Consider the following 24348-nt stretch of genomic DNA (forward strand, 5'->3'; position numbering starts at 1 on the left):
ATACATAAAAAGCCAGCCTCCTGAGAGACTGGCTTTCATGTGTGTGTTAAGAGCCACAGTTGCCGTAACGGATTATAAGAAAGTTTTAAACCACCACTCCTCAAAGTGGGTGTTTGCAGAAGGTTTCCTGCCGTCCTCTATCGTGGAGGCATGGCATTCCGACTTCGATATAAAACTCCCTATTACAGCTTAAAGGTTAAAACTTCGTTATGGTTACGTACAACGCAGCCTGTAGATAGTATAATACAACAACGCCGGATTTATTTCAACCCTTGTGCCTGATTACGCGTCGAAGACTTCTACTTTCTCCATTACGTCACCATTTCTCATCGCTTTTGCGATTTCGAGTCCAGACGTTACTTTACCGAATACAGTGTGAACACCGTTCAGATGCGGCTGAGGCTCATGGACGATGAAGAATTGGCTTCCGCCTGTGTCTTTTCCAGCATGAGCCATGGAAAGAGATCCGGCCTCATGCTTATGAGGGTTGCCTTCTGTTTCACATTTGATGGTATATCCAGGACCACCGGTACCTGTACCGTTCGGGCAGCCTCCTTGACTTACGAAGCCGGGAATCACACGGTGGAAAGTCAAACCGTCATAAAATCCTTCTTTTGCAAGCTTTTCGAAGTTCTCCACTGTTCCTGGTGCTTCATTCGGGAAAAGATCGAATTCGATTTTTTCACCCGTTTGGAATTGTATGTATCCTTTTTTCGCCATTATTAACAGCTCCTTTTTTCAAGTGATCAAGCTATATCATACCATTCCCGGGAAGGCATGTCACTCCAAGTGTCGGTGAGATTCCAAGAAACGTTCAAATAGCGGTCATGAATCTCCGTAGTCGGTGAATATCCTAGTAAAAGGACAACTCTGGTTGAGGGAGAGATGCGTGATGATGGAAGAATTATTAAGGGGGATTTCAATTGATCCCCAGCTCACGATATTGGTGCCTGCCCTATGGGTTCTCGGGTTTGCATTAAAAAAGACCCCGCATGTGGAGGACTGGTTGATCATCTGGATCCTCCTCTTATGCGGGGTGCTCGCCAGCGGCTGGAAGCTTGGTTTTGACTTCAACGGCATTGCCAACGGATTCATTGCAACTGGTGCTGCCATCACGACACATCAGTCATTCAAACAAACTTTTTTCTCCAGGGTCTCGGATCGCGGAAGGAGAGAAAAGAAGTGATTATCAGAGTGCATCGCGCTCTATTTTTTTTGAAGGACCCCGATGAACTCCCTCATATAGTCGGGAAGATCCGGTGGTCGTCTACTTGAGATGATGTGCCCATCAACGACAACGGGCTCATCGAACCACTTAGCACCTGCATTCTCCATATCATCCTTGATTCCCGGAGTACTGGTGACGTTTACACCGTCCAAGATCTTAGCGGAGATGAGGACCCAGCCAGCGTGACAGATCTGTCCGATCGGTTTCTTTGCTTTGTCCATTTCTTTAATCAGCGAAAGAATGGAGTCGTATCTTCTCAGCTTATCAGGAGACCAGCCTCCCGGGACAAGGATGGCGTCGTACTCATCAGCATCCGCTTCATGGAAACTGTGGTCGGATGTGATGGGAACTCCGTACTTACCCTTATACGTTTTGTTTTTTTCCTCTCCGGCAATATGGACGACTGCCCCTTCTTCCCTCAAACGAAGGACCGGATACCATAATTCCAGATCTTCAAAATCGTCGCTTACGAGCTGCAGCACGCGTTTACCTGTCAAACTCATCGTAACACCTCACTAAAAATAGTTTCATGTTCATTGTCGATCATTCCGTTCATTGTTGCAACTTCAGCGCTCAAGGACTTTGATCAAGGCCTGTGTCCCGCTCTCACCCTCACCAAGAGCGTCCAGTTCCTCATATAGGCTTAGAGCGAGCTCCAGACCGGGCGTCCGCATGCCCATTTCTGAGGCAGAATCGAGGGCAATCTTTAAATCCTTTATGAAATGCTTTACATAGAAGCCCGGGGCAAAGTCTCCCTTGATCATCCGGGGAACGAGGTTGCTGAGAGACCAACTTCCCGCTGCTCCGCTCGTGATGCTCCGCAGGACCTTATCCGGGTCAAGTCCAGATTTTTTCGCGTACATCAAGGCTTCGCTGACTCCGATCATGTTCGAGGCGATGGTGATCTGGTTGCACATTTTCGTGTGCTGACCCGCACCTGCACTCCCTTGTAGAACCACGTTCGATCCTACGATCTCCAGGATGGGCCGTACGGCTTCAAACGTGTCCTCCTCTCCCCCCACCATGATGGACAAGCTCCCATTTTTGGCACCGATATCACCACCGGACACGGGTGCGTCCAAACTATGTATACCACGTGTTTTCGCTTCCATGAAAATGGTCTCAGCAAGCTTTGGTGAAGAGGTAGTGAAATCAATGGCAATGGTTCCTTCCTTCATGTTTTCAAGGATGGCTCCTTTCCCGAGATAAAGCTCCTCCACATCGGAGGGATACCCTACCATCGTCATCACAATGTCGGCTTCCTTGGCGACCACTGCTGGGTTTTCCACCCAAACTGCACCTTCCTCGAGGAGATCGTCTGCCTTGGAATGCGTTCTTGTATAGATCAGCACCTCATAGCCTGCATTCAGAAGATGGCGTGCCATGCTTTTTCCCATAACGCCTGTCCCGATGAACCCGATCTTTTGATTTTTCATCTCCATCCTTCTATCTCTCCCTTCACTGTTCCTGCTAATATTTTCTTTCAAAACCATGCTTTTGTCCATGGCTGACGTTTAACTTTATGAGTCAGGGGAAAAGATACCCCAAACAAGATAAAATCAAGGAGGAGATCGATGATGAAAATCAATAAAACATTTCTTGTAGGAGCAACCGTGACGGCCGGGTCCATCGGATGGCTGCTTTCATCTAAGGAAAAACGGAATCAACTTCATAATCTCAGACACGGGATCGTCACGAAAATCAAAAAGAAGAGCCGCGACATCGTCGACAAGGGCGGGGTCCCTCACCCTCAGAATGTCGAAGACAACAAGATGGTGAGTGAGGGCGCGATGACGTCCGTACAGTATTTTAACGAAACTAAACAACATTGATGCATCCCCGGGGCATACCCCGGGGATTTTTTCATCTTTCCGTCCGATACACATAAAAGTTTCACCAATTTGTCTTATAATGGGGAAGAAGGAATGTGCAATAAGGAGAGATGGTTGATGAAACGATGGAAGATCCTTATCGTGGACGATGAGGCACCTATGAGAAAATTGATTAAACTTTATTTACATAAAGAACACTATGATTGCTTTGAAGCAGAAAATGGAATCGAGGCGCTATCGCTTTTGAAGGAGAATCCCATCGATATGATGATCGTCGACATCATGATGCCTTTTATGGATGGATATGAGCTCCTTTCAGAGGTACGTAAGACGAGCGAGGTCCCTTTTATCTTCCTTTCTGCCAAAGGGGACGATATGGATAAAGTAAAGGGACTGAAACTCGGCGGAGACGACTATATGGTAAAGCCCTTCCATGCAGAAGAACTTCTGGCAAGAGTTGAAGGGATCCTCAGGCGGTCCTATGGTCTGAAGGTGAACAATCATGCCATGTCGGAAACCTATGGTCCCGTCTCCTTCAATCTGGCATCCAGAACCGTCACCGTGGAAGAACTATCCCCCCGTCTCACCCTCAAGGAATATGAGCTCTTCTTATACCTCGCCCGCAATGAAGGCCGGGTGTACAAACGGGATCAGCTTCTAGACAAAATCTGGGGAAGCGATTATGAGGGAAGCGACAGGACCGTGGACACCCATATCAAGACACTGAGATTAAAGCTGAAGGACCATGGAATGCTGATCAAAACCGTTTGGGGACTGGGTTATAAATTCGAGGCAAGACCTTGAAAAAGCGATCCTGGACACTGAATAAGAAGGTTTCCATGCTTCTTCTTCTTAGTCTTCTTTTCACCATTTTGTTTTCCTTCCTTTTCATGCATTTCCTTTATAAGGATCTGTATATCGGGACGATGAAGGAATCGATCCTCTATCAGGGAGAGCGGACGACGGCTCATTACCACTACGGTGAAGTAAGCGGGGATATCAAAGATAAGATCCTCTGGTACAACGTCATCTCCCCCTATAAGGTCGATGTGGTGGACAGCCTCCATGAATTGAAGGAGAACTTCCCATACAAGGTGGATGGTGAGCCGCTTCTATCCAAGGAAGATACCGCTCTTCTTGATAAAGGACAACATGTGTTGAAAGAAGGGTACGTAAAGGAATTTGACCGGAATATCGTCGGGGCCGTATTCCCCCTCATGAATGAAGAACGTCATATGGGCTATATCTACATCTATATCCCTTTGGCCGAGATGACTGAAGTGTTCCAAAAAGGGATCCCGATCCTTGTATTGGCAGGAACGATGTTCTATTTCCTCTTGTTCGTCATCATCCAGTCGACACTTGGGTCGCTCTTCAAACCAGTCAAAGAGATGAAGGCATTCTCGAACAGGGTAGCAAACGGGGATTTCTCCAAAAGGCTCGATGTGTCGAGGAATGATGAAATGAGCGAACTCGGGCGGACCTTCAATCACATGGTCGACTCCCTTGAAAATCAGGAAGAGCGGAAAAGACAGTTCTTATCAAATGTTGCCCACGAGCTACGGACCCCTCTCACCTATATCGGAGGGTACACGGCTGTTCTCATGGATAAAGTCCATACGGACCCGGACGATGCGGAGGAAAGCTTAAAACTGATCCAGAAAGAAAGCATCCGGATGCAGAAGCTGATCAATGAGCTTCTCGAACTCAATAAATTGGAGGATTCGTCCTCTCATTTGGAATTCGAACCGATTGTCCTCTCAGAGTTGCTATCCGATACACTTTCTCTCGTACAGCCCCATGCACTTGAGAAAGATCTTGTACTGGAGAAGTCCTTGGACGAAGAAACGATCATCAACGGAGATCCCGATCGGATCCGCCAGGTTGTCTATAATGTATTGGATAATGCCATCAAGTACTCAAAGCCTCAAGGGAAAATCATCCTGCGCTCGTCAAGGCAGGGAGATGAAGCCCTTATCTCCATACGGGATCACGGAATCGGCATCCCTTCTTCCTCGATTCCGAGGATCGGGGAGCGATTCTATCGTTCCGACCTGTCACGCACACGAAACTCCGGAGGCTATGGTCTCGGCCTCTCGATTGCCAAAGAGATCCTCCACCGTCACGGCGGCTCCATGCAAATAGAGAGTGAGGAAGGTGCGGGGACAACGGTGACGGTGAAGATTCCTTTATTGAAACTTTGATTTCACTATCTTGCGAATGAACGAACAGTTTGATCTTCTTGCGAAATAGATACACTGATAAAAATGCTTGGATTTGCAAATACACCCTTAATGTTTCTTTAAAAGCCAACAAGCTGCCGGTAGCCGGCAGCTTGTTTTTTCACGGTGCGGAAAAAAATAAGGCTGTTCTGTATGTGAGACGTTTTCAAAGCGAATGGTCGATTTGGGAATCGTTTTTCTTTAAACGTGTGTAAAGGGCACAGGACCGTTCCTTTTCGCTACAGGCGCTTTCCGCTTCAATCCACTCTGTGGTTTTAACCAAGGTGATATTCGATCTGACTATAGAGTCATTCATTTGAATTTTAGCCTGATCTGATAAACAGTATCGCTACCTCTACTTACCATCATAATGAAATGATCTTTCCCATTAACATTAGCTACCACGTCTTAAAAGCACACAGTGCAGTGCAGCGGAGGCCGACCGACTCCCGCGGGAATAGTGGGCAGGTGAGACCCTGCAAGCGGCGCAGCTGAAGCGGCTCACCGTCCACCCCGCAGGAAAGCGGTCGGCCGCAGCGGAACGGAACGCCCCATCTTCCATCCATATCTAATAAAAAGGTGGATGGCCAGATAGCGTTCACTCATCCAAATCTACACCGTGCAGTGCAGCGGAGGCAGGACGACTCCCGCGGGAATAGTGGGCAGGTAAGACCCTGCAAGCGCAGCTGAAGCGGCTCACCGTCCACCCCGCAGGAAAGCGGACGGCAGCAGCGAAACAGAGCGCCCTTCTTCCAACCATATCTAATGAGAAGGTGGATGGCCAGATAGCGTTCACTCATCCAGTTCCACACAGTGCAGTGCAGCAGAGGCCACCCGACTCATATGGGAAAAGCGTGCAGGGTGAGAGCACGCTTGCCGAAGCGGCTCACCGCACGCCCCATCGAAAGCGGGTGGCTACAGGGTACACCTTCTCCTTTCCTGCATGGGGATCATGCAGGAAACCTCTATCAAGGACAAATGAAAAAAACATGGCCAAACCGAAAATCGATTTGGCCATGTTCTTCATTCTTCTACAGGTGAGAAAAGGCTCAGCTGAACCACCCTTTAATGGACTTGAAGAAGTTCCCGATGGCTTCAATCAGTCCGGTGAAGAAGTCGGATATCTTCTGCCCGAGTCCTTCATCCTGCACAATATCCTTGATCTTGGACTGGATGTCCTTTGTCAGATCCTCAAGCTGCTGCTGCACATTATCAAAATCGATATCAAGGGAACGCATCTTTTCAAACAGATCAATGAGAAGCTGGCGATCCTCAGGTGATAACTCGATTTTCAATGTTTTCAGCTTTTCCTCGACAATCTGCTCCACTTCTTCTTTTGTCGCAGGGTTCTGTTCCGCGATTTCTTTTTTGATTTCGGTCAGGAGCTGGCTGATTTCTTCTTTATCCACACCAGAATCCTTTGCGATTTCAGTTGCGACATTCAGTTCTTCGTTGGCTACTTCCATACGGACGGTGTCGAGCTCTTCCCCGCTCTCATCGTAGGCCTTATAAATACCTACCAGGGCAGAATGACCACTTACTTTCACTGGAGATGCGACTTCCACGACAGCATTCTCTACCCCGGCGGTTAACAGGGCATTGGCATACATCGTATCCGTCACCTCGGTGATGTTGGATGGGGTTACAATTTCCACATTCAGGCCTTCACCTTTTTCAACTCGGGTGATCTTTGCAGAAGAAAACATACGGGCATTGCGGTTCTCCCCTTCGATGTACTTGACAAGATCGTCTCCATTGGCGACGAACTCTTCCACATCTGTGTCAGCATCGATTCCCAATTCGCGCTGAACCTCTTTCTTCTGATCGGCTGTCAGTGTTTCCCCGTACACAACGATCGGCACACCGAATTTCTCGTTTATACTATCTTTGTCTTTGGAATTATCGGAAGCAAATGCACTCGTCTGAACCGTTGTCATCATCAGGGCAGCTGTTACAAACATTATGAATCTCTTTTTCATACTCATTCTCCTCTTATCATTTCGCTCCGTCACTTCATGCTTCCCCCTTCTGCATGGGTGACTCTTACTATAAGACGTGTTCCCCCTCGATGAGGTTACAGGAACTTTCAACATTATAGCATATCTGCTCCGGGAGAATGGTGGCAATCAGATTAAATAAAACCCGCTTTGACGCTTCGCCATATATTCTGCCTTCCCTCCGATGACGGCAACGGGTTCCTCTAGGTAGATCGGCACCTCCTGCCCCCACTCTGGGATATAGTCCCTGCAGTTGAATTCCAGTGCATACAGCGTCTGGTCGGTGACAGGGAGCTCTCCTTTGATTGGAACAGGTCCTTGGAGATCGTACAATCCAATCAATGCACCGACTTCGTGGCAGTGGACCCCGACTGGGTGGGTGTAGATCATCCCCTTCAGTTCCTCTTCAGCCATCCTTGCTGTGGATCTGAGGAAGACGTCATTACCTGATACCCCGGGTTTTAATTCATCCATGATGATGTCTTCCATTCTCAGGGCCTTTTTGAATGCAGTGATCAGTCCCTGCGGCGGCTTTTCTTCCCCTGGCGATAAAACATACGCCAGCTGCTGCGTATCGGTGGCAATACCGAGATACTCGATCCCGAAGTCGAGGTGGACGATATCCCCAGGCCTGATGATTTCACCTTCGATCCGGTCCATGGCAGCTCCCTTCCGCTGTAGATCCACCGTTGGGTAAAAGGATGTCTTCAATCCGAGATCCAGCACCTTCTGACGGATCCATTCCACTACATCATCAGTCGTTGTGATGCCAGGATGGATGACATTCCTCGAAAGGGCGGTTGCGGCGATTTCCCTCGCAGCTTCCGCTATGAAAGGATACGCAGTCAGTTCCTTCCGGGTCCGCAATGAAAACCATTCGACCAACAGAGGCTCAGCAGAGATGAATCGATCGGTGTAACGAGGGACCAGCTCTGTCAATTTGGAGTAGATGGAATGAGTAAGGCCATCACATGCTGCAAATACATTGGAAGTATTAAGCGCAATGGTTTTCGGGTCCTTCTCCTTGATCATCCTGACCAGGCACTCCCACTGATCTTCGGTTGCAGGATTCCACACCCGCTCATAAAAAGGCTCAAAATCAGGATTGGTATGAATGACTGAACGTTTCAGAATTCCGCCCTCCATGGTGAAGACCAGGATCGTCAACCTCCGGGAGCTATCGACGGCAGAGGGATATAGCGTAGCAAGGGACGGATCTTCATGGTACTCCCTCCCAATTGTGACCCACATCCCGACACCATGTTTTTTCATCAACATGGGAAGCAACGTATTCAAACGGTGGAAAAGCCATCTATTCATGATCTCTTCCCTCTTCTTCAGCGGGAGTATATGTGAAGCCATTTCTTTCATTTATATCGCCCCTTTAACGTGTGTTTAAGTCTACATCGCATAGGATTCTACACATTTCGCCAAATTCCTCCTTTATGACGTTCCAATCTCCCATATATCAAAGCGTCAATACTAATCTGCCTTCGGTGGCGGATCGAAATACCCAAAAAAAAATATAATTATAGGAATATTCAAAACGTTTGTTCTCTATTTATGATACCATTCTAGTACATCATCAGAACCTGCATCATTGCGGGAAAGAGGAGCTGATCATATGACCATCGGTTCTAAAATCCGCTTTCACCGACAGAAGCGTCAACTGACCCAAGAGGAACTATCTAAGGGGATTTTATCCGTTTCCTATCTTTCGAAAATCGAGAACAACTCCATTTCCCCTTCACAGGAAATCATCGAACTCCTTTGTGAACGACTGGGGATTTCCAATCTGATGGATGACCATCGCAGCGTCCTGAAAAAACTGGAGAAATGGAATCGCCTGCTCTTATGGAATTCATTGGAGGAAGCAGACGAAATGGAGACGTCCATCAAATTACGTTTGGATAAGGTAGACGAACTCACACCCCATCTCTACTATCAGATCCTTTGTTTCCGATCCGAGCTGATTCATCTCGACCTTAAAGCAGCGCGTGTCCGATTGAATGAAATTCATAAAAGCTATCCGGACATGACGGATCTATTGAAATTCTACTTCCATAAGTATCGGGGAAACTACTATTATCTAATGAATGAATACACTAAGGCGGAGAATGAGCTGAAAGAAGCCGAGACCTTTTATGTGACGGGAAACGTCGTGAACGAAGAAGAACGGGCAGATTTATATTACCTGTCAAGCCTTGTCAAGACCCGTTTGAATCATTTTCGGCTCGCACTATATTATGGAGAAAAAGCGTTGAACATCTTTCAAAGCGTCTACTTCCAGAAACGATGTGCAGAGGTCCATCTGCTTCTCGGCATCTGCTACAGAAGGATCGGATCTTTGGATGAAGCCAATAAACATTATGAATGGGCGGGGTATATTTCTGAAACCATCCACTATACCCTGCTCCGCTCGAAGGTGGAACAAAATCTTGGCTATATGAAGTCCCTATCCGGTGAAAGCCATGAGGCCATCCGTCACTTTTTGAGGAGCATCGACCTGAAAGTAGCGGATACGGAAGGTCAGCTTTATTCCATCCTCTCCCTTGTTAAGGAATATCATAAATTGAATCATCGTCGGGAGATGACCGAATGGCTGGATCGTGGTCTGACCCTCTGCAGCCCGGAAAATCACCCTGCGAAATACTACGAGCTATGCTATTACCGGTATGCGTCGGAAGAGTTCAAGGACGGGTTCGAACCATTTATGAAGGACCAAGCCCTCCCATTTTTCTATCGTCACGATATGAAGATCTTATATGCGACGTATTCTACACTCCTTGGCCAATATTACCAAGGGATGAGAAAATACAAAAATGCCGCCTTTTATTTCAAAGAAGCCAATGACATCTATGAACAGATGGTATCTTTTTAGGAGGTGAGAATATGAAAAAAGTGACATCCACCATCATCGCGATCTGTCTGACATCCATGGCTTTGACTGCCGTGGTCATCAACCAGGTGAACGAAGAGGAATTCCCACCATTCAGTGTCAAACAATAAAAGAACATGAAGTCCGTACCGGTCGATGCCGGTGCGGATTTTCATTTTTGGTGAAATTTTCTGAAGAAAAAGATATAGTAAGAAGGAAACATACATAAGGGGGAATCAACGTGATTCAAGAATTTCAACAAAAGCTGGAAAACTATGCAGAGCTGCTCATCAAAGTGGGACTTAACCTGCAGAAAGGCCAACACCTGAGCATACAAGCACCGCTGTCCACCGCTTCTTTCGTGAAGATTGTCGCACGGAAAGCCTACGAAGCAGGAGCCGCCATCGTCCTTCCCGAGTTTTATGATGAAGAATTCAAAAAAATCCGTATTGAACATTCCAACGAGGAATTTCTTGAAGTATATCCAGAATGGAAAGCAAAAGGGATGATCGAGTTTGCTGAACAAAACGGGGCACTCCTCAACCTGATTGCACCGAACCCTTCGATCTTAAAAAACAGTGACCCGGCCAAGGTGGCAGCATTGAATAAAGCGGCGGCCATCGCCACAAAGGATTTCTCGGCTTACATAGGAGGAGGAAAAATCAACTGGCTCATCGCGGCCCATCCGTCCGATGAATGGGCAGAAAGTGTTTTCCCAGAGCTCGACAAAGAAAAGGCACTCGATGAATTGTGGAAGAATATCTTCTACACGACGCGGGCCGATCAGGATGACACCGTCGGCCTTTGGAAGGATCATATCGCCTCTCTGAATACACATGCCGACCGCTTGAACAGTCAAGACCTCAGACTCCTCCATTACAAGGGACCCGGAACGGATCTGACAATCGAACTCCATCCTGAAACCCAGTGGCTCAGCGCAGAGTTCACAAGCGACACAGGAACCAAGTTTGTGCCGAACCTTCCGACTGAAGAAGTCTTTACCATTCCAGTGAAGGACGGCGTCAATGGCATCGTCTCGAGTACAAAGCCCTTGAACTACGGTGGAACGATCATCAAAGACTTCTCCCTTACGTTCAAGGATGGAAAAGTGGTGGACTTCTCAGCTGAAGAAGGGTATGAGACGCTGAAGAACCTCCTTGACCTGGATGAAGGGGCCAGACACCTCGGAGAAGTCGCCTTGGTTCCGCATGACTCCCCGATTTCGAATACGAATGTGGTTTTCAATAATACTCTCTTTGATGAAAATGCTTCCTGTCATCTTGCACTCGGCAGGGCCCTTCAGGTATGCGTGAAAGACGGGAACGGCCGCTCGCAAGATGAGCTCGCGGACATCGGCTTCAATCAGAGCGGCACACACGTCGACTTTATGATCGGTTCAGGCGAACTGTCCATTGAAGGCACCAAGGCTGACGGCACCAAAGTCAGCATTTTCGAAAAAGGGGATTGGGCAGAATAAGTTCTGTCTACCACCGATGACACAACAAATACAAAAGACCCGCCTGGATGCGGGTCTTTTCATGTCATTATGTACACTTGCACTTGTAATCCTCCATCTCATTCACCGGCAAATGGATTGATCACCTTCCACCCACTCCCCTCGAATAAGGATTTCCGCATCCATACCTGGTCTCCTCCAACCAGAAGCAGCAGTCGGTCCCCATCACCGCACACATCGACCACATTCTTGAAGATCATCAGTTCCCTTTCAACCCACTTTCGTAAGAAATCAAAGCCGATCTGGTTTTCACCCTCAGACACCACGATGAATGATAAGTACATGTTCTCAATTTCCTTGACGATCTTTGGATCATTCAGATCTTTGTAGGATGTCATCAACGGAATATCCGGACTGATTTCCGGGGAGTGTTCTCCTATATTCTGCATGTTATGGACAATATCCGGATAGGTACGTTGAATGGTCGTGTTGAGTGTCAGCATATCTTCTTCCGTGATCCCGCCTCCCCAGTTCACCGCATAGACTTTATCATGTCCGACATGCCTTGCCAGCCTGAAACCGATCTGCTGAATTTCATCCGGGGAATAACCCCCATGACGATCTGAATATTGCTCATTCAGTTCCTGGTCCTTTGAGGCTTCCCATTCCAACGCAATTTTTGTCGGTTTGAAACGAGCCAAGTGTTTTACCAGTTCGTTGATTTCCGTTTCTTTATGAGCGATTGTTTCCGTATCTTGTTCAAAATGGAATGTCCCCACAAGGACGATTTCTTTTTTCACTGCTACTCCCCCTTCTTCATATGCCCCCACTATTCAAGGCGACTCTAATTAAATTTTTCTCTCTCCATTCCAAACAGGAAAACGGATTCATGCCAATACTCCTCTATATTACCAATAATTACATACAATATGACAAATTAATTTCTTTTATAACATATTCAAGACTTCTCATATGGCTTACAATAAGGATATACCTTTTTAAGGGAGAGAAATGATATGTCTTTTAAATCCAAGCGGGTCTACATATGGAGTATTGCCCTCTGTTTTGTTTTCCTTATCGCATATATCCTTTTTGAATCACAGGACGTTGAGTCCAGCGAGCAGCCTCTCACGGCCGAGCAACAATATCCCACAGTGTTTGTCCATGGATATAAAGGCACATATAATTCGTTTAAAACCATGCTTGAACGCTTCCAGGACGATCATGGATGGGGACAGAAAGTGCTTGAGATCTATGTGAGGCAGGACGGCAGCGTTGAACACGACGGAGATATCCCCAGTGACCCAAGTTCCACACCATTCGTTCAGGTCATCTTCGAAGATAACCGTGCCTCTTTGGAAAAGCAGGCCATTTGGCTTGAGAATGCCATGAAGTTCCTGCATCACGAATACGGTGTGGAGAACATCAACATCGTGAGTCATTCAATGGGGGGACTCGCTTCCACCGTATATCTTGAACAGACGAGCGAAAACCCCTTTGTTCCTAAGACAGAAAGGTTCATTACGATTGCCACTCCATTTCAGGGGGTTACAAAATCTTCTTATGACCAAATCAACACCGGTGCGGCTGTGATCGATCTTAAACCGGAATCAGGTGCCCTGCAAAAAATGTACCAGGATGCGCACCAGCTTCCTGAGGGGCTAAAGATGCTGTCCATCGGGGGAAGTGGGGACGGAGTCGTCAACACCCAAAGTGCCACGTTCAGTAAAGAAATCTTTGCAAATCAAGATGTTCAAACGACCATCGTGTACGATAACCGCATCACCCACAGCGGCATGCATGAAACGTTGAAAGTCGATAAACTCGTCGGGGAATTCCTTTGGGATCAGTGACATCCATCCATCGATGGATGTCTTTTTTTATTCTCCTTCCCCTTCCCAATCCCTTGCACCACAAGAGATTAACCTCTATACTACACATGACAGAAATCATAGATTAGGATGAAGCATATGACGAACGAGATTACGATCCAGGCAAATCCCAAACATGTAAAATCATTCAAGAAGGGGTTCCCTCTTCTCCAAAAAGAACATCTCAATACCCGAATGAGTGATATAGAGGAAGGAACCATCATCAAATTGACGGACCATGCACATTCCTTCATAGCCCGAGGGTATTACGGGAAACAAAATAAAGGGCTGGGCTGGCTTTTGAGCTGGAAGGAAACCGAAGCGATCAATGAGGACTTCATCAAGAGGAAAATTGAGCTGGCAGTCAATCAGCGCCTTCACTTTTACTTTAACGAGGACACCACCGCGTTCCGTGTTTTCAATGGGGAAGGCGACGGCTTTGGAGGATTCACCATCGATCATTTCAACGGATATTACTTGATTCAATGGTACTCCCTGGGAGCTTATTCATTCCGTGAAGAAGTCTACCGTGCCGTGAAAGACATCAAGGGATGGAAAGGGACTTACGAGAAGAAACGCTTTGCCCATGATGGGCAATACGTGGAGGATGATGACTTTGTAGAAGGCGACAAAGCGACGTTTCCGCTGCTTGTCAAAGAAAATGGCATCCAGTTCGCCGTTTATTTGAACGATGGGGCCATGGTAGGTGTCTTCCTTGATCAGCGGGAAGTCAGAAAGCGGATCATGGATGCTTATTCCGAAGGAAAAACCGTGCTGAATACGTTCTCTTACACTGGGGCCTTCTCTGTTGCAGCTTCTCTTGGAGGCGCTTCGGTCACCACGAGTGTCGACCTTGCCAACCGCAGCTTGAGTAAAACGATTGAGCAATTCAGCATCAACGGGATCGATTACGAAAGCCAGAACATCATCGTGGAAGATGTGTTCAACTTCTTTAAGTATGCAGTAAAGAAAGAACGGTCCTATGACCTGGTGATTCTTGATCCACCAAGCTTTGCACGCTCGAAAAAGCACACATTCAGTGCACAAAAAGACTACCCCTCCCTTTTGAAGGATGCCATTTCAATCACATCTGATGGGGGCGTCATAGTGGCTTCGACCAATTGCAGTACATTCGATATGAAGAGATTCCACGAGTTCATTGATCGTGCATTCAGGGAAATGGGCGAAAAGTACACCATACTTGAGCAGTACTCCCTACCTGAAGACTTCAAAACAATGAGTCAGTACAAGCAGGGTGATTATCTGAAAGTGGCATTCATCAAAAAAGGGAAATGACGGCCATTTGGCAACAGCTGAAAAGCATACCTTGATACGAATGTCGCCATTGTGAGGGACAGGGGCCTAATGATTTCCGCCCCTGTCCTACCTGCCATGGCACAAGAATGCACAAGCCTAAAATACTGAATGTTCAGTTATTTCCCCGGAAAGCGCATGATATGACATGATTATGTTGAATAGTAGCGAAAATGGAGGGTTATTGTTGAAAAAAGCGATATTTCTGGACCGGGATGGGGTCATCAATGAAGTGAAATCGAAGCGAGTGAAATTTGTGAATCGCCGTGATCAATTTTTCTTCTTACCGAGGGTCAAAGAAGCCATAAAGCTCTTGAGTAATGGAGGATATGAGCTGTTTATCGTGACGAATCAGGGAGGCGTCGGCCTAGGGTTTCTAGACCCTGGACAATTAGAGGACATTCATGCATTTATGCTGGAAGAACTCTCTTCCTTCGGTGGGATCATCAAAGAAGTGGCAGCCTGTGTACATGCGCCCCATGCAGCATGTACATGCCGCAAACCTGAAGCGGGCATGCTCCTGGATTTGGCCGAGCGTCACGGAATCGATCTGACTTCATCCTATATGGTCGGTGACCGGGAGCCGGATATCCTGGCAGGACAAAACGCCGGCTGTAAAACCATCTTGATCTCCGATGCACCGCTTCCGGGGGTGGAGGCAGATTTCGTATTCCCTGACCTGTGGGAAGCTTCCCTTTTTCTGGTCGATGATGCATCCAGCACCCTTATTCAAACGTGATTAGTGCCACGGCTTAATGCATGTAAAAGAGGCAGTCAACGACTGCCTCTTTGGGTTGATCATTTACCGGATCTGGCCATCACCATGCATTAGATACTTGATGGTCGTGAGCGCCGGCAGCCCCATCGGGCCTCTGGCATGGAGTTTTTGAGTGGAAATCCCGATCTCTGCACCGAACCCCAGTGCACTTCCATCCGTGAATCTGGTTGAAGCATTGTGATAAAGGGCGGCTGCGTCCACAAGCATCATGAAGCGTTTCGCCGTTTTCCCGTTTTCTGTCACAATCGCTTCTGAGTGCTTCGTCCCATAGCGATCGATATGTGCTGCTGCATCATCCACATTCCCTACTACCTTGACGGCAATGTCGAGACTTAGATATTCGTTGGCCCAGTCGGATTCGTCTGCTGGAATGGCATCTGACTTATGATTGACCACTGTCTTATCTCCGTGAACCGTTACACCATGTTGCTCAAGGGTATCGAAGAGAACCTTATGATTCATGCTGAACCATTTTTCGTGGATCAATAGTGTTTCTGCTGCATTACAGACAGCAGGACGATCGGTTTTGGCATTAATGATGATGTTCAGAGCCTTTTGCACATCAGCATCTTCATCAATATAAATATGACAATTTCCCACGCCTGTTTCCAGTACCGGTACCGTTGCATTGTCAACCACTGCCTGAATCAAAGCCCCTCCCCCCGTGGAATAAGGACATCGATATGCTCTTTCATCGTGAAAAGGGCATTGGTGGCTTCACGGTCGGTTGAATTGATGAACTGCACGGCTTCACTCGGCACCGCTGAATTCTTTAGGGCGTCATGCATGACATCAACAATGGCTTTATTGGACTGAATGGCATTGGAGCCGCCTTTAAGGACGATGGCATTTCCGGATTTAATGGCCAATCCCGTCGCATCTACCGTTACATTCGGGCGGGCTTCATAAATCATGCCGATGACCCCGAGGGGGACGGTCACTTTTTCAACGAGAAGGTCGTTTTCCAGCGTCCAATCCGTTATCGTTTTCCCTGTTGGATCTTCAAGCTCTGCTACTTCCCGAAGCCCTTCGGCAAAGTCCCTGATCCTTTGTTCATCAAGGGATAGACGGTCCATGAGGGCCTCATCGAAGCCTTTTTCTTTACCGGCTTCCAGATCTTTGGCATTTGCTGCCAAGATAGGTTCCATATGATTTTCAAGATGGTCGGCAAGTTCATGGAGCACGTTGTTCTTTTCTTCGGTAGAAAGCATAGCCAGTTTCTTGGATGCATCCTGTGCCAGCTTCGCCTGCTTCTTCACATCAGTCTTTTCAATTGTTAAAGTCATCCAATACCTCCTAAAGAATTTCAATGGCTTGAGTGTCAAGACAATAGGGTCGAATTACTATTTTCATACTCCAATCGGAAGCGGTACTTCGATATGACAAACCAGTGCATCGGTTTCTACAACGATTTCATTCTCGTCAATGTCGATCGGATCTTTAAGTTTACCTGAACGATAATTGACAACACCAAGGGCAACCTGTTCATTACGCTGATCCAGGATCCTCACGACGGCCCCTTTCCTGAAGTGGCCCTTCACCGTGTATACGTCTTCGATGGTCAGACTGCCTTGTTTTCCAATCAGTCTATCTTTTGCTGCTGCGTCGATGGTGATTTCTCCCTCTGGTCCGGAGTTGAATGCAATCCATTGTTTCTTGGAATTCAAGTTGATCGAGTTGTCATCGGCTTCGAAATAGGTTCCTTTTGCCGTATGTTGGACGGCATCATAGATGATGTTATTGACACCGGACTTTCCTAGGAATGCCGGTATCCCTGAAGCCATCGTAATCTTGAAGGCATCGATTTTCGAACGCATTCCCCCAGTACCGACGGAACTACCCGGTTCTCCTGCCATTTCTTCAATGTCATCCGTGATTTCCGTTACAGAATCCAACAGGGTGGCATCCGGATTTTTGCGTGGATCCGAATCATAAAGCCCATCGATGTCCGATAGGATGATAAGCTGATCGGCACCCGATAGGGCCGCCACTTTAGCAGAAAGGGTGTCATTATCCCCAAATTTGAGCCTGTCGACAGTGACCGTATCATTTTCATTCACGATCGGGATGATGCCCCTTTCCAGTAGGACATTGATCGTATTGCGGACATTGTCATACCGGTTCTCATGTGAAAAATCACTGCGTGTGATCAAGATCTGTGATGCCACATAACCATGGGAAATGAACAGATCAGAATAGGCTTCGATCAACAGGCCCTGACCGATGGATGCCGCCGCCTGTTTTTCAGGAAGTGAACTTGGACGCGTCAGGCATCCCAGTTTACGGTAGCCAGCTGCCACCGCTCCCGAGGATACAAGGACGACCTCATGGCCGTCGTCTTTTAACCTGACAACCTCATCGACAAGACGCTCCAGTTTCTTTCTGCTCATTTCACCGTGAAGGCTTGTGAGGGAACTGCTTCCGATTTTGATGACGACTCGTTTCTTATTAATGGACATTCAATCACTCCTAGCTGATATTTCCTTATTGACTGACCAGATGTTTTTGCTTTAAAGATGAACTGATTTCTGCAGAGCGCTTTTGCGCCCCTTTTACGGCAGCTGCTATCGCTTTTCCTCCACCATTTTCATCAAGGGCACGCAGCCCCGCTGCCGTCGTTCCATTTGGTGAAGTGACGTTTTCTCTAAGTTCTGTCGGTGACTCATTTCTTTCAAGCATCATTTTAGCTGCACCATAAATGGTCTGGGCACCGATCTCCCTAGCTATTTCTGGAGACAACCCAGATTCTGTAGCCGTTTTTTCGATGTGCTCCATCAAATAATAGAAGTAAGCAGGGCCACTACCCGCTACACCTGTAAAGATATCCATTTGCTCCTCTTGAATGACGAAGACTTGACCGATTGTACTTAACAGCTCTTGCGCTTCCTCCATCTCGATTTCAGTGGTGAATCGTCCTGCTGAAATCGCCGTAGCTGATTCTTTCAGCATGCTCGATGTATTCGGCATCACGCGGATCACCGATTGACCGGCAGGGAGATTCTGCTCCATGTGGCTCGTGGTGATTCCAGCAAGGACAGACATGATGACGGTCTTATTATTGACCTTGTACTTGATGGAATCGAGGACCGTGTCGATATCCTTCGGTTTCATAGCGAGTATCAGAACATCGATTTTATCGAATGGAAGCTTCTCGCTCCCCATCGTTCTCACACCATAAAGCCTATTGATTTGATCACGCTTTTTTTGATCGCTTCGATTCGATACGATGATTTGGTCACGTGAAAGCTTTCCGCTTTGCACGGTTCCTGATATCATGGCTTCCGCCATATTACCTGCTCCCATGAATGCAACTGTTTTATCCTTTAACAAAAAATCATCTCCAATCGATTGATTCGTGGATACTGTATGTGAATGTAAGTTGATTATAAGTTGATTACCGTTTTCCGTGTTTGTATCACAACGCCAACTATCGTAACATGCTGACGGATGATATCAAGTGTAAAGCGGGAAGTAGTTAGGTATTGACCGAATGAGTAAGTGTAAGCGTTATCATTTGTGGATATATGTTCCTGAAGGAGTCTCACGCCATTAGATTCACTCTGATACCTCCTCATCCTGATCGCGTATAGGATGACTGGATCAAATGGATATCCATTCAAGATAAAATAACCTGGAATCAATAAAGCAATCATTCCATCAAAAAAGACCGAGGCAGTTACTTGCTTCGGTCTTGGTCGTACGATGGAACGCTATGCGTATTTCACAACTCCACCGGGATTGCGCCTGATCATGGTCTTGAACTGGACATGGGGAATCTCCCGTCAAAGCCCATCGAAAGTGAAGGCAGTCTTTTCACCAGAGGCAGGTTAATGAGGAATACATTGCGGTTCCGGTTTTTACAATAAATATGGATTCAATCAAACTTCTTTTCTTTTTCATAATTATACGTATTAAAGTTAGAGATCTTCACATTCACATCGGTTCCTTGTAAGGACTTGGAATCCAGGAAGAACGCGTAGTGGTTTTTCAATTCTTTATATCGCTTGGGGTGACGACGGTAATATCCGTCTCCTACATGAAGAAGATCCGTCTCCTCCCTGATCCCAAACTCATAAAGGTCCCTTATATCTTTTTCGATGGATGTTCCGAGTGCTTCCTTCAAGCGATCATAAGAGGTGCTCTTTATGATTTCCACAAGTTCCGCCTGTACGTTCAGTTTAAGATCGAATTCAGGATCTTTCTCCTCTCCGTGGAAGGATTTCTTCAAGCTGCCTGCCGTCATGTAAAACACGGCCACAAGATCTCCATCAATGTACAGATCGTAATTGATCTTACTTTTACTGCTGTTCAGCCAGTTCGTGAAGATGGCCTTTTCCCCTGAAACCTTGCCTTGATATGCACCGTGTTGGAAAAGATCCAACCCACTGATCATCAGAGAAGCATTCGTATCGTCACCTTTCCAGGTGTGCCGATCAATGCTGATGATTGGAAGCATCGCAGCTCCCATCGGTTCATTATACTCCCTCCGGAATCTCATCAGACTGGTTCCCCCGATTTCCTCCCTCAGGCTTTCGTGGTTCTCTTCCGTCAGGAGAACAGTATAAATCGGGGGATAATCATACAGACCCTTGGCTGCAAACACTTCATCGAGCTTTTCATTCGTTGAGAAAATCAACAGGTTGGGTCGCAATGAACGATTACGCCCAAACACTTCCAGCACATCATCGAATGTATGTTGAAGAACATTCTCTGTGACCACCACGGACTTGATATGTCCATAAAATAGCGTAGGTTTCGACTTTTTATACAGCTTCCCGACAGCAAGATTGATGGTCTTCCCTTTGGAGACCCCGATCAGATTCGGGATCGGTTCAGAAGAACGGGTTCCTTCCTGCTTGGCCACGTTTGAGAAGTTCAACCCTTGAAGATAGATGGTAAACTCCTCTTCTGCTTCGTCATAGTCCACTCCAATGGCCACGATATAGCTGAGATCCTGGATGTTCTTAAGGCCGGAACACCCTGTCAGTACCAACATGACGGCAGTAAGTAAAACAACCCTCTTCATTGGTTGTCCCCTCCTTCCCTCGTCTTGTCCCTTGGACTCGTGGACTTCGTTCTTGTTTTGTAAAACTGGATCGGGAGCCGGAGGAAAGATTTGAGGGCTTCTGTCCCGCTGATCGGTGCAACCGATCCGAGATACAAAGACCCAAACGAGGATTTGGACGCCAAGTAGAGGATGGTCAGGATATAGGAGAGCAGGATGCCGAGAACCCCGAACAGCGTACTCATCAATAAGACGATGAAACGGAGGGTTGTCAGTCCGCTCTTTAACGATTGATTCACCACGGTGAAGGATGAGATATAGGTGATGGCACCGACCACGAGCATCGTTGGTGAGGTGAGGCCGGCGCGGATGGCTGCATCCCCTACGATCAACCCTCCCAGTACCGATACCGTTTGCCCGATGGCGCGGGGCAGGCGTATGCCTGCTTCGTTGAAGAATTCGAAAAGGAAAAGCACAATAAACATTTCTAGAGGTGCCGAGAGCGGCAGACCGAATCGGGACGTGGAGATCGTCGCCACTAGCGGGTAGGGGATCTGCTCGATATTATACGCAGAAAAGGCGACCCACACACCGGGGAGAAAGGCAGATATCATGACTGCCACCCCCCGCAATAGACGCTCAAGTGAAACGAAGAAGTAATTGATGTTCATATCTTCTGGTGATTTCACCTGAAGCAATAGATTGACCGGCGCAATCGATACGGTCGGGCTTCCATCCACCATGAGGGCAAACCTGCCCTGGTTGAGGCTCTCTACGATATAGTCCGGTCTCCCCGTATAATCCAGGGTTGGAAAAATGGAGTAAGGATGATCCTCAATGAGTGACTCAAGTTCGTGACTGCTTGCCAGTATATCGATATCGATCCTGTCCAGGCGTTCATGAAGCTCGTCCAAGATCCGCTGATCGAGCACATCCTTCAGGTAGAGGATGGCAATATTCGTCTTGCTCCTCTTCCCGATAGTCCGTTTTTCTATGGAAAGTGCCGGGGAAGAGAGCCTTCTTCTCACAAGTGAGATATTTGTATTCAAATCTTCGACAAAGCCGTCCTTCGGTCCCCGAATGGACGTCTCCAAGGCGGATTCCTCAGGCGCACGCTTCGGTAGATCCGCTGCTTCAAGAGATGTGATCCCTTCTGGGAACAAGAATAGTGCTTTCCCTTCCAACAACAGATCGGCCAGTTGTTCACTGCTCCTATCCGTGACGTCCTCCCCTTGGAACGCCTTTTTCAGATGGTCGACAGGGAAGCTTGCTACCGCCAGTTCAGGGAGGATATATTGATCAAGATACTGACGCTTCACCAGGCTGTCAATATAGATCAGCTCACACTCGCCCTCCTCAAAGAGATGATCATTGGCTTGGAAATCATCACTGGAACTGAATAGTTCCTTCAGTTCCACCCGTTTGGACTCAATGGGGCTGTACCGTTCCTTCATCATGAGCTCACTCCTCTCTTTCTGTGCGCAAGAATCCTTGCATAGCAGGCAGTAGCCAGGATGTATATGCTGAAGAGTGCGACCGTGGCGGGGAAAAACCAGTGATACAATGCATAGTAAAAATGATAGGTATCTACGTTGATCCACATGATCATGAAGAATATCAAGTAGATTGGCACCACAACCTTCCAGGATACCCTTGTGCTCCTTAAATTGCGGTTCAAGATGCTACCAAGAAGGAACAAAAAAAGACCAATGCGGATCAGGGCGCCACACAGCCACTGATAGAGGGCAAAAAAATCCATGTGTGTAATGAACTCTCCAATCCCCATGATCCGCCATTGATCATAAGCCGGATAACGCATACTCGCTGCCTCCGATGGCCCGAATTCCATGATGGCGGCCGATAAGGGTCCCATGATGAGAATGAAAAGGATCAGTCCAAGAACAAGCAGATGGTGCAGTTTGAACTCTCCTTCACTGAAAGGATGCAACAGCAGGATCAGATACAATTCCATGAAACCGCTCAACACGTATAAACTTCCTTTGAGCACTGGTGACCACCCTTCAGAGAGGATCGGAAATAGCAGCGAGGGATCCTTCATATCTGTATTCGTGATGGCAATGAAGATCCCGAGAAGCATGACGATCGGCAGCAGCAGTCCTGCAGCTACCGCCATATATTTTACCCCCGCCCAGGTGAAGATGAAGCAGGAAACTCCCATGAGGAGCATGATGAGCCATCTCGATACATCAGCCAAAAAATATGCCTGGAGCCAAATGACGAGATCAATGAATGTGATGTAGGCGCTGATGAACAGGAACAGGCAGATCGGCGTGAAAAACAAGATCCGGACAACGGGTCTGCCTTCAGTCAGAATATGGCGCATCATCCCTCCTTTGGGGGAATTCTTAATCGTATACTTTATGACAAGGATAATGAGGAATAAGAATGGGACAGCTGTGAGGACACTCACCCATCCATCGCGTCCTGCAGCCTGAAGGATATCGGGTATGAGCATCACATGACTCAGCAAGCCGGTCGAAAGGATGATCAATAAGCTTAATTGTCTGGGAATGAGTACGGGCTGAAGTTTGATCATGTCTGCCTCCGGAATCTTGGTTGTTTTTTCAAGTTTCCCCAGTAGGTGAAAAACGATTCCTTAAAACGATGAAACCGGATGAAGTGATTCAGCTTTTTCTTGTTATAACGACGTGGATCCACAGTCATAAACCACAAAAAGGACCAGCCCTCAGGCTGGTCCTTCGTCATTATTGTTCTTTCACTTCGTCAGAACTTTTCCCATTAAGGAAGTCCTGAAGCGCTTTTGAATTCGTTTCGAAATTGACCTCCATCACATTGCCGACGCCGCTATAGTCTGCGAACGTATACGTCCCTTCAAGAGGAAGCGTGAGTTTGTCGATTTCTTTATCGCTGCCCATCACCACATCTTTGACAATCGAAATTTGATCCATCTTGGACATATTCGTTTGGATATATGGCTGTACAGAACCCGCCAGCTTCGGAAGCTTGGTCACTCCCCCGATGGAGAGGACTTCATCCTTCAGTGCAGAAATGACTTCTTGCTGACGTTCCACCCGTCCGAAATCCGATTTGGCATCATAGCGGAACCTGGCATAGCCCAACAGTTCCTTTCCATTCAGCTTCTGGACGCCCGGCTCGAGTGACACACCGATGTTTTTGGACATGGCATGCTCGACATTCATCTCGATGCCGTCCGGTGCAAGGATATCCACCGATTTCTCGAATCCTTTGAAGTCAGCAATCATATAATATTGAACATCGATGCCGAAGTTTTCTTTTATGGTCTGGCGGAGAAGTTCAGGTCCACCAAGGTAAAACGCTGTATTCAACTTGTACCCTTGATATCCAGGTATCTGTACGTACATATCCCTCATGAGGGACACGATTTTTGTTTCATTGGTCTTTGGATCGACTTGAGCGATCATCATGGAATCAGTACGGGATTTTTCCTCCCCCCTGCTGTCCACCCCGAGAAGCAGGATATTGATCCGACCATTTTCGTCTTTCACACCATTAAACTCGTAATTCTCGTCTATTTGATCTCCGCCGGCCGCTTTATACCCACTGTAAAACTGAACAGCCGAATATCCAACGACAGCTAGGATGATGATCAGTAACAATAATATGATCTTTCTACCGCGTTTTTTCTTCTTCGTTTTGCGATTGATTCGCGAATCCATTTCCTCACCTACTTTTGTGACTTTCAATTACAGATGCTGGATGTCTGAATGATAATATAGGAGGTTCAAATCTACAATCCTTAGTTA

The 24348-nt window shown here is 47.2% G+C and carries 22 protein-coding genes, 1 other RNA gene and 1 pseudogene; 10 read left to right on the forward strand and 14 right to left on the reverse strand.

The features are described 5' to 3' along the window. Window positions 1-46 precede the first annotated feature (46 nt). Both ssrS and D5E69_RS12200 read right to left on the reverse strand, forming a co-directional pair. Window positions 47-234: non-coding RNA, 6S RNA (gene ssrS, locus D5E69_RS12195), on the reverse strand. A gap of 48 nt (window positions 235-282) precedes the next feature. After that, on the reverse strand, window positions 283-720 hold the full coding sequence (locus D5E69_RS12200) for a peptidylprolyl isomerase (RefSeq protein WP_048003744.1): 438 nt from the start codon (window positions 718-720) through the stop codon (window positions 283-285). A 172-nt stretch (window positions 721-892) separates the two neighbouring features. On the opposite strand from D5E69_RS12200, the gene D5E69_RS12205 reads away from it, so the two are divergent. Beyond that, window positions 893-1186: a phage holin family protein gene (locus D5E69_RS12205; RefSeq protein ID WP_231578769.1), complete on the forward strand. Its 294-nt coding sequence runs from the start codon at window positions 893-895 to the stop codon at window positions 1184-1186. A gap of 20 nt (window positions 1187-1206) precedes the next feature. On the opposite strand, the gene D5E69_RS12210 is transcribed toward D5E69_RS12205, so the two are convergent. Together D5E69_RS12210 and D5E69_RS12215 are read right to left on the reverse strand one after the other, a co-directional pair. Further along, window positions 1207-1731, reverse strand: a complete 525-nt coding sequence (locus tag D5E69_RS12210) for a type 1 glutamine amidotransferase domain-containing protein (protein ID WP_048003745.1) — start codon at window positions 1729-1731, stop codon at window positions 1207-1209. 63 nt (window positions 1732-1794) lie between these two features. Next, entirely contained in the window at window positions 1795-2721 is a 927-nt protein-coding gene (locus D5E69_RS12215; protein ID WP_082140713.1) for an NAD(P)-dependent oxidoreductase, read from the reverse strand. An 81-nt stretch (window positions 2722-2802) separates the two neighbouring features. Between D5E69_RS12215 and D5E69_RS12220 the strand changes: the two genes are divergently transcribed. From D5E69_RS12220 to D5E69_RS12230, 3 genes are all read left to right on the forward strand, one after another. Then, complete coding sequence (locus D5E69_RS12220) at window positions 2803-3060, forward strand: YbyB family protein (RefSeq protein ID WP_053071899.1); 258 nt, start codon at window positions 2803-2805, stop codon at window positions 3058-3060. 117 nt (window positions 3061-3177) lie between these two features. Then, the gene (locus tag D5E69_RS12225) at window positions 3178-3864 is read left to right on the forward strand and encodes a response regulator transcription factor (protein ID WP_048003747.1); all 687 of its coding nucleotides are present in this window, start codon (window positions 3178-3180) and stop codon (window positions 3862-3864) included. Next, window positions 3861-5264, forward strand: coding sequence for a sensor histidine kinase (locus D5E69_RS12230; protein ID WP_048003748.1), 1404 nt, complete (start codon window positions 3861-3863; stop codon window positions 5262-5264). Before D5E69_RS12225 ends, D5E69_RS12230 begins: the two co-directional genes overlap by 4 nt. A gap of 1067 nt (window positions 5265-6331) precedes the next feature. On the opposite strand, the gene D5E69_RS12235 is transcribed toward D5E69_RS12230, so the two are convergent. Beyond that, window positions 6332-7261: a DUF1002 domain-containing protein gene (locus D5E69_RS12235; protein WP_048003749.1), complete on the reverse strand. Its 930-nt coding sequence runs from the start codon at window positions 7259-7261 to the stop codon at window positions 6332-6334. 147 nt (window positions 7262-7408) lie between these two features. After that, the gene (locus D5E69_RS12240) at window positions 7409-8599 is read right to left on the reverse strand and encodes a M24 family metallopeptidase (protein ID WP_159129727.1); all 1191 of its coding nucleotides are present in this window, start codon (window positions 8597-8599) and stop codon (window positions 7409-7411) included. Window positions 8600-8903: 304 nt separating this feature from the next. Here D5E69_RS12240 and D5E69_RS12245 point away from each other — a divergent pair, with 304 nt between their 5' ends. Both D5E69_RS12245 and D5E69_RS12250 read left to right on the forward strand, forming a co-directional pair. Then, window positions 8904-10160 carry a helix-turn-helix transcriptional regulator gene (locus D5E69_RS12245; protein WP_048012833.1) on the forward strand — a complete coding sequence of 419 codons (1257 nt, stop codon included), beginning with the start codon at window positions 8904-8906 and terminating at the stop codon, window positions 10158-10160. A gap of 238 nt (window positions 10161-10398) precedes the next feature. Further along, window positions 10399-11634, forward strand: a complete 1236-nt coding sequence (locus tag D5E69_RS12250; RefSeq protein ID WP_053073008.1) for an aminopeptidase — start codon at window positions 10399-10401, stop codon at window positions 11632-11634. Window positions 11635-11732: 98 nt separating this feature from the next. Here the strand turns inward: D5E69_RS12250 and D5E69_RS12255 are convergent, their stop codons facing one another. Further along, window positions 11733-12413, reverse strand: a complete 681-nt coding sequence (locus D5E69_RS12255; RefSeq protein ID WP_159129728.1) for a DUF5694 domain-containing protein — start codon at window positions 12411-12413, stop codon at window positions 11733-11735. A gap of 216 nt (window positions 12414-12629) precedes the next feature. Between D5E69_RS12255 and D5E69_RS12260 the strand changes: the two genes are divergently transcribed. The 3 genes from D5E69_RS12260 to D5E69_RS12270 all read left to right on the forward strand — a co-directional run bounded on the left by D5E69_RS12260 (window position 12630) and on the right by D5E69_RS12270 (window position 15537). Continuing rightward, on the forward strand, window positions 12630-13466 hold the full coding sequence (locus tag D5E69_RS12260) for an alpha/beta hydrolase (RefSeq protein WP_048003752.1): 837 nt from the start codon (window positions 12630-12632) through the stop codon (window positions 13464-13466). A gap of 117 nt (window positions 13467-13583) precedes the next feature. Beyond that, on the forward strand, window positions 13584-14780 hold the full coding sequence (locus D5E69_RS12265; RefSeq protein ID WP_048003753.1) for a class I SAM-dependent rRNA methyltransferase: 1197 nt from the start codon (window positions 13584-13586) through the stop codon (window positions 14778-14780). Between the two features lie 205 nt (window positions 14781-14985). Further along, window positions 14986-15537, forward strand: coding sequence for a D-glycero-alpha-D-manno-heptose-1,7-bisphosphate 7-phosphatase (locus D5E69_RS12270; RefSeq protein ID WP_048014444.1), 552 nt, complete (start codon window positions 14986-14988; stop codon window positions 15535-15537). A gap of 63 nt (window positions 15538-15600) precedes the next feature. Here the strand turns inward: D5E69_RS12270 and D5E69_RS12275 are convergent. The 3 genes and pseudogenes from D5E69_RS12275 to proC all read right to left on the reverse strand — a co-directional run bounded on the left by D5E69_RS12275 (window position 15601) and on the right by proC (window position 18906). Next, window positions 15601-16862: pseudogene (locus D5E69_RS12275) on the reverse strand (glutamate-5-semialdehyde dehydrogenase). Between the two features lie 63 nt (window positions 16863-16925). After that, window positions 16926-18035, reverse strand: coding sequence for a glutamate 5-kinase (gene proB / locus D5E69_RS12280; RefSeq protein WP_048003756.1), 1110 nt, complete (start codon window positions 18033-18035; stop codon window positions 16926-16928). A 25-nt stretch (window positions 18036-18060) separates the two neighbouring features. Next, window positions 18061-18906 (reverse strand): pyrroline-5-carboxylate reductase, encoded by an 846-nt coding sequence (gene proC / locus D5E69_RS12285; protein ID WP_159129729.1) that lies wholly within the window; start codon window positions 18904-18906, stop codon window positions 18061-18063. 372 nt (window positions 18907-19278) lie between these two features. Between proC and D5E69_RS23835 the strand changes: the two genes are divergently transcribed. Continuing rightward, the gene (locus D5E69_RS23835) at window positions 19279-19407 is read left to right on the forward strand and encodes a hypothetical protein (RefSeq protein WP_269430404.1); all 129 of its coding nucleotides are present in this window, start codon (window positions 19279-19281) and stop codon (window positions 19405-19407) included. 43 nt (window positions 19408-19450) lie between these two features. Here the strand turns inward: D5E69_RS23835 and D5E69_RS12290 are convergent, their stop codons facing one another. The 4 genes from D5E69_RS12290 to D5E69_RS12305 all read right to left on the reverse strand — a co-directional run bounded on the left by D5E69_RS12290 (window position 19451) and on the right by D5E69_RS12305 (window position 24261). Beyond that, window positions 19451-20602 (reverse strand): Ger(x)C family spore germination protein, encoded by a 1152-nt coding sequence (locus tag D5E69_RS12290; RefSeq protein WP_159129730.1) that lies wholly within the window; start codon window positions 20600-20602, stop codon window positions 19451-19453. Further along, entirely contained in the window at window positions 20599-22038 is a 1440-nt protein-coding gene (locus D5E69_RS12295) for a spore germination protein (RefSeq protein WP_048003759.1), read from the reverse strand. Before D5E69_RS12295 ends, D5E69_RS12290 begins: the two co-directional genes overlap by 4 nt. Continuing rightward, window positions 22035-23138, reverse strand: a complete 1104-nt coding sequence (locus tag D5E69_RS12300; protein ID WP_159129731.1) for an endospore germination permease — start codon at window positions 23136-23138, stop codon at window positions 22035-22037. The genes D5E69_RS12295 and D5E69_RS12300 overlap by 4 nt, the downstream gene beginning before the upstream one ends. 169 nt (window positions 23139-23307) lie before the next feature. Beyond that, complete coding sequence (locus D5E69_RS12305) at window positions 23308-24261, reverse strand: LCP family protein (RefSeq protein WP_048003761.1); 954 nt, start codon at window positions 24259-24261, stop codon at window positions 23308-23310. Window positions 24262-24348 lie beyond the last annotated feature (87 nt).

It is taken from the genome of Rossellomorea marisflavi (genome assembly GCF_009806575.1).
GTDB lineage: Bacteria > Bacillota > Bacilli > Bacillales > Bacillaceae_B > Rossellomorea > Rossellomorea marisflavi_A.

Coding starts and splice junctions, on each gene's coding strand:
- D5E69_RS23835 (WP_269430404.1), top strand. CDS start 19,279: ATGGAACGCTATGCGTATTTCACAACTCCACCGGGATTGCGCCTGATC.
- D5E69_RS12215 (WP_082140713.1), bottom strand. CDS start 2,721: ATGGTTTTGAAAGAAAATATTAGCAGGAACAGTGAAGGGAGAGATAGA.
- D5E69_RS12305 (WP_048003761.1), bottom strand. CDS start 24,261: ATGGATTCGCGAATCAATCGCAAAACGAAGAAGAAAAAACGCGGTAGA.
- D5E69_RS12235 (WP_048003749.1), bottom strand. CDS start 7,261: ATGAAAAAGAGATTCATAATGTTTGTAACAGCTGCCCTGATGATGACA.
- D5E69_RS12260 (WP_048003752.1), top strand. CDS start 12,630: ATGTCTTTTAAATCCAAGCGGGTCTACATATGGAGTATTGCCCTCTGT.
- D5E69_RS12245 (WP_048012833.1), top strand. CDS start 8,904: ATGACCATCGGTTCTAAAATCCGCTTTCACCGACAGAAGCGTCAACTG.
- proB (WP_048003756.1), bottom strand. CDS start 18,035: ATGTCCATTAATAAGAAACGAGTCGTCATCAAAATCGGAAGCAGTTCC.
- D5E69_RS12295 (WP_048003759.1), bottom strand. CDS start 22,038: ATGATGAAGGAACGGTACAGCCCCATTGAGTCCAAACGGGTGGAACTG.
- D5E69_RS12220 (WP_053071899.1), top strand. CDS start 2,803: ATGATGAAAATCAATAAAACATTTCTTGTAGGAGCAACCGTGACGGCC.
- D5E69_RS12300 (WP_159129731.1), bottom strand. CDS start 23,138: ATGATCAAACTTCAGCCCGTACTCATTCCCAGACAATTAAGCTTATTG.
- D5E69_RS12240 (WP_159129727.1), bottom strand. CDS start 8,599: ATGAATAGATGGCTTTTCCACCGTTTGAATACGTTGCTTCCCATGTTG.
- D5E69_RS12290 (WP_159129730.1), bottom strand. CDS start 20,602: ATGAAGAGGGTTGTTTTACTTACTGCCGTCATGTTGGTACTGACAGGG.
- D5E69_RS12265 (WP_048003753.1), top strand. CDS start 13,584: ATGACGAACGAGATTACGATCCAGGCAAATCCCAAACATGTAAAATCA.
- D5E69_RS12225 (WP_048003747.1), top strand. CDS start 3,178: ATGAAACGATGGAAGATCCTTATCGTGGACGATGAGGCACCTATGAGA.
- D5E69_RS12210 (WP_048003745.1), bottom strand. CDS start 1,731: ATGAGTTTGACAGGTAAACGCGTGCTGCAGCTCGTAAGCGACGATTTT.
- D5E69_RS12200 (WP_048003744.1), bottom strand. CDS start 720: ATGGCGAAAAAAGGATACATACAATTCCAAACGGGTGAAAAAATCGAA.
- D5E69_RS12205 (WP_231578769.1), top strand. CDS start 893: ATGATGGAAGAATTATTAAGGGGGATTTCAATTGATCCCCAGCTCACG.